The following is an 11,912-nucleotide window of genomic DNA, read 5'->3' on the forward strand; positions in this document are numbered from 1 at the left end:
GATGCGGCGGCCCCCGGGCCCCCACCGGCTGTGGCGTGAGATTCACCCCCGGGCGGTGGGGCGGGGGTTTTTTTAATCGGCGCCCCGCGCGCGGCAGGTCTGCCGCGCGCGTTGGGACTTCCGGCGCACGAGTTCCGCAGGGCCCAGAGCGGCGCTACGCCAGAACTCGCTGCGGTGGGTGGGAGGAGTCCGCGGGACACGGGAGCATCGAGCAGCACCGATCACCCGCAATCCCGCGCAGATCTGGCTTGTGACAACGCACCCGGACAACCCATGAATCACCAAGGCGTCAGCGAGATTTTCTTTGAAGAGTCCTACACCGTGCCGGCAGACCAGACGGCGAAGTCGCTCTTTGCCCGGCTGCCTCACGGCCGTGGCTATGCCGAGCGGCTGATTGAGTGCCTTGCCACCGGCTACCTGGTGGCGGTGATCGAATCCGTCTGCATCCGGGAAATGCAGCAGTACGTCGATGAAGCTGAAGTGGTGGTGGGTCGCACGATCCGCATCGACCACCGAGGACCCATACCGCCAGGATCCTCTGTGCGGCTGCGCGGATGGCTTGAACGGATGGGAGAGCGGAGCGCGACGTTCCGTGTGCAGGCCTGCGACAAGGAGGAAATCGTGTGCGAGGCCACAGTCACACTGGTGGCGGTGCAGCGGGCGACGATCGAGACGCGCATCGCGGCCAAGGTCGAGGCGCTTCAGCGTGTGCACCAGCACATGGGAATGGCGCGATAGCCCGTGGATGCGAGCATGCGTCCGTACTGCCAGGGCGACTTCCTGACCTTCTCCCGCAGCCGTGCTCAGGACGTGCGCCATACCTGCCGCAACGTGAATTGCCTGGTGCTTGAGCGTCGGTGACGGCTGGCGTAAATCGCTTCGGGTGGTGTGCCGCGAGCGCTGCGCGATGGTGAGACGACCAGGTGCCGGGGCCATGAATCCTTTCTGTACAGGATCACCCCCACAGCGGCCTTGTATTTGCCGTGAATCCTGGCTCGGGCATGGCGGTGCTGCACTTCGTTTGCGCCGCCTCGGGCTTGTTCGCCGCAACCGTCCGGCCCGACAAATTTCCCCTCCGCTGTGCGGATTCCTCGCGCGGCAAATTTCTTGGGCCTCCCGGTCCTTCGCTTCGCTGCGGCCCCTTTGCCTCGCTGCGGGATGCGGCGCGCCCGACCCTCGCCCATCGGATCACGCCAAGGCCGCGATGGGCGCGACCTGGACAACCTCGAAAGGACTTCATCATGGCCAACATCGGCACCTTCACCGCACAGAACGGCAGTTACACCGGCACGGTTCGCACCCTGACGCTCAACGTCAAGGTCCGGCTTGTGCCCAGCGACAAGACAAGCGAGAACGCTCCGGACTACCGCGTCGTCGCTGGCAATGGACTGGAGATCGGCGCAGCGTGGAAGAAACTCAGCAAGGCAGAGCGTCCCTACCTGTCCGTGACCCTGGACGATCCATCCTTCCCTGCCACCCTCTATGCTCGCCTGGTCGAAGGCGAGGATGGTGCGCACAACCTGATCTGGTCGCGCAGCAAGGGCGACTGACGCCGCCCTCGGCGCCCCGCTCAGCGGGGCGCTTTGTCCCGTCTCTTTGGAGGGGAGGGCGGTGCGTGCGTTGTTTCGCCCGGTAGTACGGAAGTACGACAAAGCGTTCATCCGTGTTTGCGGATTCGCACATTGTTGGATCTGTGGGTTTGCTGCTCTGTGGGTTTCCGTGAATCCGTCGTGATGGGTTCACTGGACTGCGGTTTTGCGTAAATGTGTCTTTGTGGCTTTACTGAGTTGTGCGTCTCCGGCTTTGCCGGATCGCGCTGGCGTGCTCTGCACCGAGCCACCGGTGGCGTCTCGTCCCTGCGGGCTTTCATCGCTGACGCCTTCGCCCCTGCGGTGCTGCGCGCTGTGCTTACCTCCTGGGGATCGACCTGCGGCCCATCCCCGCCGCGCTGGGCTTGGCGCCCCCTTCGATACCGCCGAACCGGCTCGCCGGATCGGCAGGGAGGGCTGTGACTTCGATGACCGACTTGTTTGGTCGGGCGGGGCTGGCTTGCTGTTCCCTTCACCGTATCACGCCGTTCTCGTCGTCAAGGTCTGCGCGTGCGGTGCACGCTGGCGTCCTGGCGGCCGTCTGCGAACCCTGACGGCTGCGCTGCGCCGTGCTGCTTCCGGTCTCGGGCAATCCCGCCCTGATTCCTTCCAAGGAGAAGACCATGACGAAGCTCATCACGGACGAACAACGCGCGCAACTGCTGGCCAATGGCCGGCAGTCTCTTGAACAAGAAAACTTCGACCCCGCTCCGGTGGTCAAGCTGTTCACCCCGGACGCCGGCGCGACCTGGCTGCTGACCGAGATGGACCCCGACGATCACGACCACGTGTTTGGGCTGTGCGACCTGGGTCTGGGCTATCCCGAATTGGGGTGGATAAGCCTGGCAGAACTTGCAACTGTGCGTGGCCGGCTGGGACTTCCGGTGGAACGGGACCGGCACTTCACTCCGCTGAAGCGGCTGAGTGTCTACGCGCGTGAGGCGCGTCTTGCGGGGCGGATTGTGGCGTAGCAGTCCCGGGCGCCGCTTCGGTGGTGCCCTTCACTGTGACATAGGCGGTCGCTTCAGTGCTTTGTTCGGGGCCGAAGCGTTCGCAGCAGGCGCCTACTAAATGCCCGCAGTGGCAAGAAGCGTGGATGGGCGAACCTCGAGCGCCTCGGCGATCTTGCTTAGGTTGATCACTGCCACGTTGTGCTCGCCTCTCTCGATTCCACCCATGTAGGACCTGTCAATGCCAGCGAGGTCCGCCAATGCTTCCTGAGAAATATTGCGAGTGGCACGCGTACGTCTGATCGCATCGCCTATTGCGATGAGGATCGGGTCTTTTGCGAAAGACGGAGACGGTTTGGCCACAACCGTCACTGTCTCGGGTGACGGGAAATAACACCACGGGATAAGATACCCAGTTAGGAGTGCTACTGAAATCCACTGGTACTACAGGCCGGACGCACGTGGCATGCGATGACGGCTACGGAAGCCCTTCAACGGAATACCCGTTGAAGTGTTTGCGTTCTGTACTAGGATGTAACTCTTAGATACGACCACGATGCCCTTTCTTACCAACGAACAGCAAAGCCAGATGTTGGCCAACGGCACTGCGCGTGCGCGCGGTGAGGCATTGGATCCTCTGCCAGTCGTCAAGCTCTACACGCTGGATGCTGGGGCCGTGTGGTTGCTGACGGAACTGGATGTCGACGGTGATCGGGCGTTCGGGCTCTGCGATGCTGGCACGGGGTGTCCCGAGTTGGGGCATGTCAGTCTCTCGGCCCTGGAGGGTGTGCGGGGCCCACGGGGCATGCGCATCGTGGCCGATCTGCATTTCAAGCCGCGCCAGACGCTCTCGGGCTACCTGGCCGACGCGCAGCGCGACGGTTCGATCAACGACTGATTGACACAGTCCTTTCTCGATCGCGCGGTGCGCGACGTGCCGTCGCCGAAAAAGCCACCCTGTAACTTTCCCTCTGTGGCAGGTTTCCCCTTTTTCTTGGAGGATTCCGTGACCACGCCAACCCCCGAAGATCTTCACCATGCCCAGTGGGGTGTGTTGGCCGCCTACCTGTACGTGCTGGACCTCGACGATCCAGCCCTCGCTTGGGAGTACCTGCGTCGCCACCCCGGTTACCGCGCGGATTGGGCCCGAAGCAGGCGCGTGGTGTCCTTTGCCCGCTGGGGGTTGCGATGTCGCCGAAGATCCTGCGTTGGACGGGCGGGTTGCGCACCCGTTGTGGCTGTCGTCCCCTGACGGACTGCTGCATGTGCGTGCCGTGCATGCGCACGGTGCCGCAACCCGTCGGTTCGATCTGTGGCGCATCCCGGGCCGCAAGCGCCTGGCGATGGACGGCCACGACCTGGCACTCACCGCAGATATCAGCGCGCTGCGCATGCGCTTGTCGCTCTCAGGCATGCTGGAGGATGGTGATGCCTATGCGGGCGCTGTGCCACTGACTCCGGGTCTTCGCGGTCAGCTCGACGGGTACCGCGAACAGGCACAGGCCCTGGAAGGCCATGCACCTCAGATCTCGCACGTGCGGGCGGCCACCCGTGCCGCTTTGCTGCACCTGCGCGCCCTGCAGGCGCTCGATGCTTCACAGTCGGGAGCGTCGCATCGCGACATCGCCCAGGCCCTGTTTGGCCTCGAAGCCGTCGTCCTGCGCTGGAGCGAGGATGGTGAACTCCGCGCGCAGGTGCGTCATCTGCTGCGGCGCGCTGAATCGTTCATGAATGGCGGGTATCTTTCTCTGGCGGCTGTGCTGGATCCCGCTGCAAAGCCCCCCGGAGACGAACCGGTGCGCTGAATCTCTCCCTGCCTGGATCGGGCCCGATTCCCGAGACTGCCTCCATCGGGCCGCGAATGGTTTGCGGCCCATCGACAGCGATGGAGTACGTCATGGCCGTTGGCAGTTCTTTTCCGTTCCGTGCAGCTGCAGTGGCTGCGCCGCAGTCCTCTGCGGGTACTGTCCCCGCAGCGTCTGCAAATCCTGAGTTCCTGACCACCGAAGAAGCGGGAGCCTTTCTGCGGCTTTCACCGCGCACCTTGGAGAAGCAGCGCGTTCTCGGTGGTGGCCCGCGCTTCCGCAAGTTCGGCGCACGGGTGGTCTATGCGGCCACTGACCTGCGTGCCTGGGCCGATGGCCGTGCCTACGGCATGACCTCGGACCCCGGCTACGTGCAGCGTGACTCCGTCCGTTGATCTGACCGGACGAGAGAGGCACTACGGATGTCAAAGCGCCCGAACGAACGCGAGCAACTGTCGCTGTTCCGCGCGCTGCCGGGCAGCGACATGGCGCTGCGCGATGCGCAGGACCTGATGGCCTACCCGTTCTTCTCGCTCGCCAAGTCGCCGCGCATTGTGCCGATCCGATTTGAAGCGGGCGGAATCTCTCTCACGGTCGAGGGGGTACCCGAGCACGGCATCGCCACCATCTGGGATGCCGATGTGCTGATCTGGGCTGCGAGCCAGATCATCCAGGCCAAGAAGGAAGGCATTGCGCCTTCGCGCCTGATGGTGGCCACACCCTACGAGATTCTGCGTTTTGCACAGCGTGGTACCGGCCGCAGCGATTACTTGGCGTTGCGCGCCGCGTTGGACCGGTTGCAGTCCACCACCGTCGCCACGACGCTGCGCCAGCGCGAGCGCCCGAACGGCGCCATGCGCGTGCACCGCTTCTCCTGGATCAACGAATGGAAAGAGTACGTCCAGCCAGCTGGGCGTTCCGACGGCATCGAACTCATTCTGGCCGACTGGTTCTTTACCGGCGTGATGGACGAGGGGCTGGTGCTCACGCTCGATCCGACGTACTTCCGGCTTTCAGGGGGGATTGAGCGCTGGCTGTACCGGCTGGTACGCAAGCACGGTGGCCGGCAACAGGCGGGATGGCGCTTCGACATGCGCCACCTGCACCTGAAGTCGGGCAGCCTGCAGCGGCCCTCCGACTTCGCCATCCAGGTGCGCCACCTGGCTCGGCGCCAGGCGCTGCCAGGTTACTGGCTGTCCATTGAGCGCAATGGCGGCACCGAGTGGCTGGTTTTTCTGCCCGATCCGGACAACCGACCCCGGAGCGACTTGTCCACAGATTCTGTTGAAGAACCTGTGGATGGCTTGGGGACGGGATCGGTGGATCGCCCGCACGACCCTCGGGGTATCACCCGCAGAAGTATCGGTGGATCGCCCGCACCGATCGACCGGAAAGCCATGCCCAGTAACGGTTTGGGCCCTCCCTAAACAACTAAAGGGATACATAAATGGAAGTCACGCGCGCGCGAGCAGACGCTGCTCAAAATTTGGGCAATGGTTCTGCGATGGCAAATCAGGCAGGTCCAGAACCCCAGAGCCTTTCACCAGAAAGGCAAGGCCGCCGCCCCGGCAAAGTGATCGCCCTGCTCAACCAGAAGGGCGGGGCAGGGAAGACAACGCTTGCTACGCATCTGGCGGGCGAACTGGCCCTGCAGGGTAGCCGCGTCACGCTGCTCGATGCCGATCCGCAGGGCTCCGCGCTCGACTGGGCGCAACGGCGGCTCCAGAGCGGGCAGGAGAGGCTGTACGGGGTGTTCGGGCTGGCCCGGGACTCCTTGCACCAGGAAGCGCCGCAGATCGCCTTGCAGGCGGATTTTGTGGTGATCGACGGACCACCAAGGGTCGCAGCGCTGGCGCGCTCCGCGCTGCTGGCGGCCGACCTGGTGCTGATACCCGTGCAGCCGAGCGCCTACGACGTGTGGGCCAGCCATGAGATGGTGCAGCTCATCACGGAGGCTCGGGTGTTCCGGCCGCAGCTGCGCGCGGCCTTTGTGATCAACCGGCGCGTGGTCGGCACGGTCATCGGGCGCGAAGCGCGTGCAGCGCTCGCGGACCAGCCGTTCGCCGCATTGGAGACCGAAGTCTCGCAGCGCATCGTGTTCGCCGACAGCGTGGCTGCTGGGCGACTGGCCTGCGAAGTGGCGCCGCAGTGTGCAGCTGCGCGCGAGATCGTGGCGCTCGCGCAGGCCGTGCGGGAGGTACTGCGATGACGGCACTCCCTCCAGCAGTGACGCCGCACCGGGTGCCGATCGGACGCAGGCCCGGTGCGGATCCTGCATCAACCTGGGTGCGGCAGGCGGACGCGCCTGAGACACCGGCCAAGGCCTCCATCTACACCGCGCGGCTCACCATCGATGTGACACCGGCGCTGCGCGGGCGCATCAAGGTTGCAGCGTTCCGGCGTGGCATCACAGCGGCGGACATGCTGCGCGAGTTGCTGGAGCGCGAGTATCCGGAGGACGGGACATGACGGCGCCGGGATCCCATCTGGCGCCAGCCGTCCGGCAGACTTCGCTGCAGGCGAGGGTGCCGGAGAGGCCGACCCGCATGCGCGTTTCGCTCGCTTTCGTCGAAGACCGGGTGAACGTCTGGCTGCGGTTTGGGCAGCCGACGGTGGAGGTTGTGCTGGACCGCTGGCGGCGCGTGGCCATGTTCATGCCGGGTACCGTGTGCTGTCGTGTGAAGTGGATCGGCAACATCTATGGAACGGTGCTCTGGCAGCTTCTGGTGATGCAGGCGCCGACACCCTTTGAGGGCGCGCAGCGCGTAGCGGGTGTGCTGCCGGGCGCGCGCATACTGCTGCGTGCCGATGGCGAGATGCAGGTCAAGGCGGTGCTTGCGGCCATTGATGCCATCGAGGTACTGGGCATCAATCCCTGCACCATTGCCGCCACCTACTGGCGCACAGTGGGCAACCGATTGGCTGCACGCCAACCACTGCCGGTCTATACGACCGAGCGGCATGCGGCGCATCTTGCGCGCGAGGCGTTGCGATGAATCGCCGCATGGCCTTGGCCTGCATGAGCATCGGCGTCGCTGTGCTGTGTGCGCCAGCGGTGGTGCAGTTCCCCGCGCGGTTGGTCTACAACCCAAGCGACAGCGTTCCTCGTGGCTGGTACAGCATTGGATCGCCTAACTCGCTGCATATCGGTGGCGTTGTTTTGGTCCGCCTTCCGGCGGGTGTGGCGGCCCTCGCGGCGCAGCGCGGATACCTGCCTGCGGGCGTTCCTTTGCTCAAGCGGATTGGTGCTGTGGCGCCGCAGTCGGTGTGCGTGGGGGAGGGGGGTGTGCGCATCGATGGCGTGGCCGTGGCGGCGGTGCTTGCGGAGGATGGTAGGGGCCGGCTGCTGACGCCTTGGGCGCAGTGCCGAGCGCTTGCCGTTGGGGAGCTTTTCCTGCTCAGCGATGTCCATCCGGCGTCGTTCGATAGCCGCTACTTCGGTCCTGTCGATGCGTCAGCAGTGATTGGCAGCGCGCATCCGTTGTGGACCCGGGGTACGCCATGAACGGTACTACTTCTCGCGTCTGCGCAAACTGTGTGGTGCGTGCACTTCTGGTGCGGGACTGTACTCAGCCTGCATTGCGAGCGTGCTCTTTACTACGCCGCAGATGCTGCCGAATTGCACCGACGCACGTGCGTGGGTTGCGTACCTCCGTGCAGAATTTTTGCCGCCAGCGTGCAGCGCCTGCTGCACCTTCGCTGCCTTTGAGGCAGCGCTTCGCACTCGGTGCGTGGCTGGCGGCGGGTCGGAGCCGGGAGCGGATGCGGAAGGCGAAGACGGAGGGCCAGATAAAAGGGGTGGCACGCCGCGCCCCGTCAAGCCAGTCTGCACGTGGGTTTGCGGCGGCACCGCAAGAGGTCTTGCGCGTGCCGCGCAGAGACTGGGAGCTGCATGGCAGCGGCTTCTGCTGCGTGCCGCTTGCGATGCGCTGCGCCATGGTGCGCTGGAGTCAACATGGCTCGCAATGAAGACGAAGGCTTTCGGGTAAAGCCTGCGGCCCCGAAGTCGCGTGGCGGGGCGCGCTCGCCAAGACTCGTTTCTCAGGTTCTCAAGCGGGTGTCGAAGGCGGGGGCGAAGTCATCCGGCAAGAACTTTGGCAGGCCAGCCAACACTTTCGGGCGTGGCCGTGTTGCGGCTTCCATTGCAGGGCAGCGCCTGGGGCCGAACGCGCGGCGTGTGGTAATCAAGTCCCGCTTGGTTGTGTTGCGGCGCGCCAGCCCAAACTCGGCAGCCGTTCACTTGCGCTACATCGAACGGGATGGCGTCAACCGGGACGGGCGGAAGGGCCAGGCCTACGGCGCCGGGACCGACGTGGCCGACCTGAAAGCTTTTCAGGAACGAGGGCAGAGTGATCGCCACCAGTTCCGGTTCATCGTCTCGGCTGAGGATGGTCAGAAACTGGAGGATCTGAAGGGCTTCACCCGCCACTTGATGCGCCAAATGGAGATCGATCTGGAAACCCAATTGGATTGGGTAGCCGTGGACCATTGGGACACAGACAATCCGCACACTCACATCGTACTGCACGGCCACACTGGAGGCCGCGCTAGCAGCAGAAAAGATCTTGTGATCGCCCCTGGCTACATTGCCCAAGGCATGCGCATGCGGGCCAGCGAGCTGGCCACCGAATGGCTCGGGCCTCGCACCGAGGCGGAAATCCGTCAAAGTCTTCTGCACGAAGTTGACCAACAGAGGCTCACCATTTTGGACCGGGTTCTGATCCGGCAAGCCGGTCCGGATGGCATCGACCTGACGGACAACGCGCGACATCCGCTGAGTCAGAACGCACTTCGGGCACGCTTGCAGCGGCTCGAGGGCATGGGCTTGGCAGAGCGGAAGGATGCATATCGCTGGAAGCTCCAGCCCGGCATGGCAACCACGCTCGACGCTATGGGCCAGCGCGAGGACGCACTGGAGACGGTGCGCCGTGCGCTTAAGGGCCAGCTACGCGAATGCGTGGTCCACGAGGTGCCGACCTACTCCGTCACGGGCCGGATTGCGGGCAAGGGCCTGGCCGACGAACTGCATGACCGGGGCTATCTGGTGGTCGATGGCGTCGACGGACGGGCGCACTACATGAAGCTGCCAGCCAGTAGCCAACTCAATGACCTTCCGACGAATGGCATAGTGGAGGCGCGGCCCCTGAATCAGGAAAAGCCAGTGGATCGCAACATCGCGACCGCCGCGAAAGACGGCGTCTACCGGACGGCCGAGCATGTGGCCCAACTGACGCAGGCCAAGAACCGTGACCCGCGATCCGCTGTCGATGCGCACGTCCGCCGGCTCGAAGCGCTGCGCCGCGCTGGCATCGTCGAGCGCTTGGCCGATGGCATCTGGAAAGTTCCGCCGGACCTGCTGCAGAAGGCTCGAACCCATGATGCCAAGAAAAATATGGGGCTGGCAGTCGAGCTGCGATCACATCTGTCAATGGATCAGCAGGTGCGCGCCATGGGTGTCACCTGGTTGGACAGGCAATTGGTAGGCAATAGGTCGATCGCGTCCGGCACAGGCTTTGCGGCTGAAGTGCGCGACGCGATGCGCGAACGTGTGGATTTTCTTGTTACGCAAGGACTTGCAGAGCGGCGCGGACGCCACGTGATTTTTGCTCAAGACTTGCTTGCGACCCTCCAGGATCGGGATGTCTCTACCGCAGGCCATGCACTCGAGAAGCAGACCGGGAAGACGTTCCAACCGGCTCGAACTGGCCAGCAAGTCAGCGGGACATACAGCCACAGCATTCAACTGACAAGTGGCCGGTACGCAGTGCTCGACAGCGAACTGGGATTCTCCTTAGTACCGTGGCGGCCGGTTGTGGAACCAAGGTTAGGTCAGCAGGTGTCGGCGCAGGTCAGAGGTCCCTTTGTCAACTGGCATTTCGGGCGCGGGCAAGGAATTTAAATTCTTGAAACCTGTGCGCAAGCAGATGCTTACTGGCCGATCTTTCCCGCGGTCACGGTCGTCATCTCAGACCTCACGTCGGATTGAAGCCAAACTTGTAGCCATCTAGGTCCAACATGCCGATTGAATCGAAAGCCTGGACGAATCCCTGCCTACTTGCACGCGCCTCCATTCTGCGTGCTGCCTCGACGTTGCCCTCCATCATTACGTAGCTTTGAACATCGAACAGCATCTTATGACCGTGCCCAGGGTAGGTAACCAGCCAGAGACGGGTCATTCGCGGTTTGTAGAACACGCCGCCGACCAGATGCCCCTCCTCGCTCCGGTCGAGCTGGAAGGCTTCGCCCCGTTCGAAGCTCGTGGTCAGCGCGCTTCGCAATGCTGGAAGGTGGATTGTCTTCACATCTGTACCGTGGCGACCGCGCATTGAGCGACGCGTAGGCGACGAACTCTCAGCGACTGCGTGAGACAGCGCGTCCTGGAAAATAGAGCTACGGCGGGGAAATTCGGTTGGCTCATTGCATCGATGGCATGTTCTGTCGCGCGGTAGCGCGACTGCAGGAGTAATCTGGAGCTTAGTTGTGCTGCACACCGCTAGAGGTAGCGGCTATCGCTGTCCAGCGGTCATTTGGCAGAGAACTCACCATCAAACAGTCTCTTCATGACTTGAATAAAGTCGTCGAGAACCTTTGATCGTGGCTGATGGGCTGGCAGCACCATTGAGAATTCAAACGGAATGGTGGGTGTGAAAGGGCGGCAAACAATTTTTGGATCTCGCAGATTGTTAGCCGTAAAGGGGTCAACGATGGTGACGCCCAGCCCTCCGGCAACCAAGCTGCAGGCGACATGGGCGAGAGTTGAGTCCACTGAGCGCTTGCATGACACGCCAGCAGTCTCTAGCGCTGCTTCTATCCGCATTCGCATAGGACTGTTGCGGCTCAGCGATATCAGCGATTCACCTTGAAGGTCAGTGACTCGCACGATTTTCCTGCGGACCAGGTGGTGGCCGCGCGGAAGGACGCAGATCGCCGCAACACTTGGAAGAGGGAAGACGGACACCCCGGGGTACTCGGTGCCCAGCATTTGAACAAAGCCAACATCAATTTGGTGAGCTGCCGTGAGTTCGAGGATGCCTAGCGAAGGGCGCACATCCAAGGAGATGTCCACGCCAGGTCTTGCAAGCGAGAACCGCCGGACGCCTTCACTGAGGACGCTGAGACCCAATGTGTGCATTGATGCAACGCGCAACGTGCCCGTGCGCACGGACTTCAGATCCTGCGCAACTCGTTCGACCTGTTCCATTCCTAGGTAAAAGCGGTCGACCTCGCGGAAGAGTCGCTGCGCTTCTGCACCAGGGATCAGCCTATTTCCTTCGCGCCGGAAAAGCCGTATTCCAAGAGTCTTTTCCAAGTCTTTGACAAGCCGGCTCACCGCGGGCTGACTCACCTTTAGATGCTCTGCGGCAACGGTCATGCTGCCCGTCACCATGACGTGACGGAAGGCTTCAAGTTGTCGGGGATTTAGTTCCATATGCGTTGCCATTTTGAATGGACAACGAGATGCTGCCACAGCTTGCACGATGTCAGTGCATAACGTTTTCTTATGTGCGTCCAACACTGTATGGCGTTGTGTCTTTAGGTAACTGTGCCTCATCATCGGGTCATCAAAC

Annotated in this window: 15 protein-coding genes and 1 pseudogene; 13 read left to right on the forward strand and 3 right to left on the reverse strand. The window is 63.1% G+C overall.

Going from position 1 to position 11,912, the window contains the following annotated elements:
• Window positions 1–273 precede the first annotated feature (273 nt).
• From WH367_RS10780 to WH367_RS10790, 3 genes are all read left to right on the forward strand, one after another.
• Complete coding sequence (locus WH367_RS10780; protein ID WP_339535984.1) at window positions 274–738, forward strand: thioesterase family protein; 465 nt, start codon at window positions 274–276, stop codon at window positions 736–738.
• A gap of 503 nt (window positions 739–1,241) precedes the next feature.
• Window positions 1,242–1,550, forward strand: a complete 309-nt coding sequence (locus WH367_RS10785) for a DUF736 domain-containing protein (RefSeq protein ID WP_166159241.1) — start codon at window positions 1,242–1,244, stop codon at window positions 1,548–1,550.
• 662 nt (window positions 1,551–2,212) lie between these two features.
• The gene (locus WH367_RS10790) at window positions 2,213–2,560 is read left to right on the forward strand and encodes a DUF2958 domain-containing protein (protein ID WP_339535988.1); all 348 of its coding nucleotides are present in this window, start codon (window positions 2,213–2,215) and stop codon (window positions 2,558–2,560) included.
• Between the two features lie 96 nt (window positions 2,561–2,656).
• Here the strand turns inward: WH367_RS10790 and WH367_RS10795 are convergent, their stop codons facing one another.
• Entirely contained in the window at window positions 2,657–2,911 is a 255-nt protein-coding gene (locus WH367_RS10795) for a helix-turn-helix domain-containing protein (protein WP_339535990.1), read from the reverse strand.
• 184 nt (window positions 2,912–3,095) lie between these two features.
• On the opposite strand from WH367_RS10795, the gene WH367_RS10800 reads away from it, so the two are divergent.
• From WH367_RS10800 to WH367_RS10845, 10 genes and pseudogenes are all read left to right on the forward strand, one after another.
• Complete coding sequence (locus tag WH367_RS10800; protein WP_339535992.1) at window positions 3,096–3,437, forward strand: DUF2958 domain-containing protein; 342 nt, start codon at window positions 3,096–3,098, stop codon at window positions 3,435–3,437.
• A 174-nt stretch (window positions 3,438–3,611) separates the two neighbouring features.
• Window positions 3,612–3,791, forward strand: a complete 180-nt coding sequence (locus WH367_RS10805; RefSeq protein WP_339536129.1) for a transcriptional regulator domain-containing protein — start codon at window positions 3,612–3,614, stop codon at window positions 3,789–3,791.
• Window positions 3,772–4,344 (forward strand): DUF2285 domain-containing protein, encoded by a 573-nt coding sequence (locus WH367_RS10810; protein WP_339535993.1) that lies wholly within the window; start codon window positions 3,772–3,774, stop codon window positions 4,342–4,344. Before WH367_RS10805 ends, WH367_RS10810 begins: the two co-directional genes overlap by 20 nt.
• Window positions 4,345–4,436: 92 nt before the next feature.
• Complete coding sequence (locus WH367_RS10815) at window positions 4,437–4,739, forward strand: helix-turn-helix transcriptional regulator (RefSeq protein ID WP_339535995.1); 303 nt, start codon at window positions 4,437–4,439, stop codon at window positions 4,737–4,739.
• A 27-nt stretch (window positions 4,740–4,766) separates the two neighbouring features.
• Window positions 4,767–5,591 (forward strand): annotated as a pseudogene (locus WH367_RS10820) (replication initiator protein A); the annotation flags it as partial.
• Window positions 5,592–5,791: 200 nt separating this feature from the next.
• Complete coding sequence (parA, locus tag WH367_RS10825; RefSeq protein WP_339535997.1) at window positions 5,792–6,553, forward strand: ParA family partition ATPase; 762 nt, start codon at window positions 5,792–5,794, stop codon at window positions 6,551–6,553.
• Window positions 6,550–6,813: a ribbon-helix-helix protein gene (locus WH367_RS10830; RefSeq protein ID WP_339535998.1), complete on the forward strand. Its 264-nt coding sequence runs from the start codon at window positions 6,550–6,552 to the stop codon at window positions 6,811–6,813. The genes parA and WH367_RS10830 overlap by 4 nt, the downstream gene beginning before the upstream one ends.
• Window positions 6,810–7,340, forward strand: coding sequence for a DUF2840 domain-containing protein (locus WH367_RS10835; RefSeq protein ID WP_445228099.1), 531 nt, complete (start codon window positions 6,810–6,812; stop codon window positions 7,338–7,340). The genes WH367_RS10830 and WH367_RS10835 overlap by 4 nt, the downstream gene beginning before the upstream one ends.
• Window positions 7,337–7,849 carry a S26 family signal peptidase gene (locus WH367_RS10840; protein WP_339536002.1) on the forward strand — a complete coding sequence of 171 codons (513 nt, stop codon included), beginning with the start codon at window positions 7,337–7,339 and terminating at the stop codon, window positions 7,847–7,849. The genes WH367_RS10835 and WH367_RS10840 overlap by 4 nt, the downstream gene beginning before the upstream one ends.
• A 450-nt stretch (window positions 7,850–8,299) precedes the next feature.
• Window positions 8,300–10,243 carry a DUF3363 domain-containing protein gene (locus WH367_RS10845; protein WP_339536003.1) on the forward strand — a complete coding sequence of 648 codons (1,944 nt, stop codon included), beginning with the start codon at window positions 8,300–8,302 and terminating at the stop codon, window positions 10,241–10,243.
• Window positions 10,244–10,316: 73 nt separating this feature from the next.
• Here the strand turns inward: WH367_RS10845 and WH367_RS10850 are convergent, their stop codons facing one another.
• Together WH367_RS10850 and WH367_RS10855 are read right to left on the reverse strand one after the other, a co-directional pair.
• Entirely contained in the window at window positions 10,317–10,646 is a 330-nt protein-coding gene (locus WH367_RS10850) for a hypothetical protein (RefSeq protein ID WP_339536137.1), read from the reverse strand.
• A gap of 221 nt (window positions 10,647–10,867) precedes the next feature.
• Window positions 10,868–11,773, reverse strand: coding sequence for a LysR substrate-binding domain-containing protein (locus WH367_RS10855; RefSeq protein WP_339536004.1), 906 nt, complete (start codon window positions 11,771–11,773; stop codon window positions 10,868–10,870).
• Window positions 11,774–11,912 lie beyond the last annotated feature (139 nt).

It is taken from the genome of Comamonas sp. MYb21 (genome assembly GCF_037479395.1).
Classification (GTDB): Bacteria; Pseudomonadota; Gammaproteobacteria; order Burkholderiales; family Burkholderiaceae_C; genus Comamonas.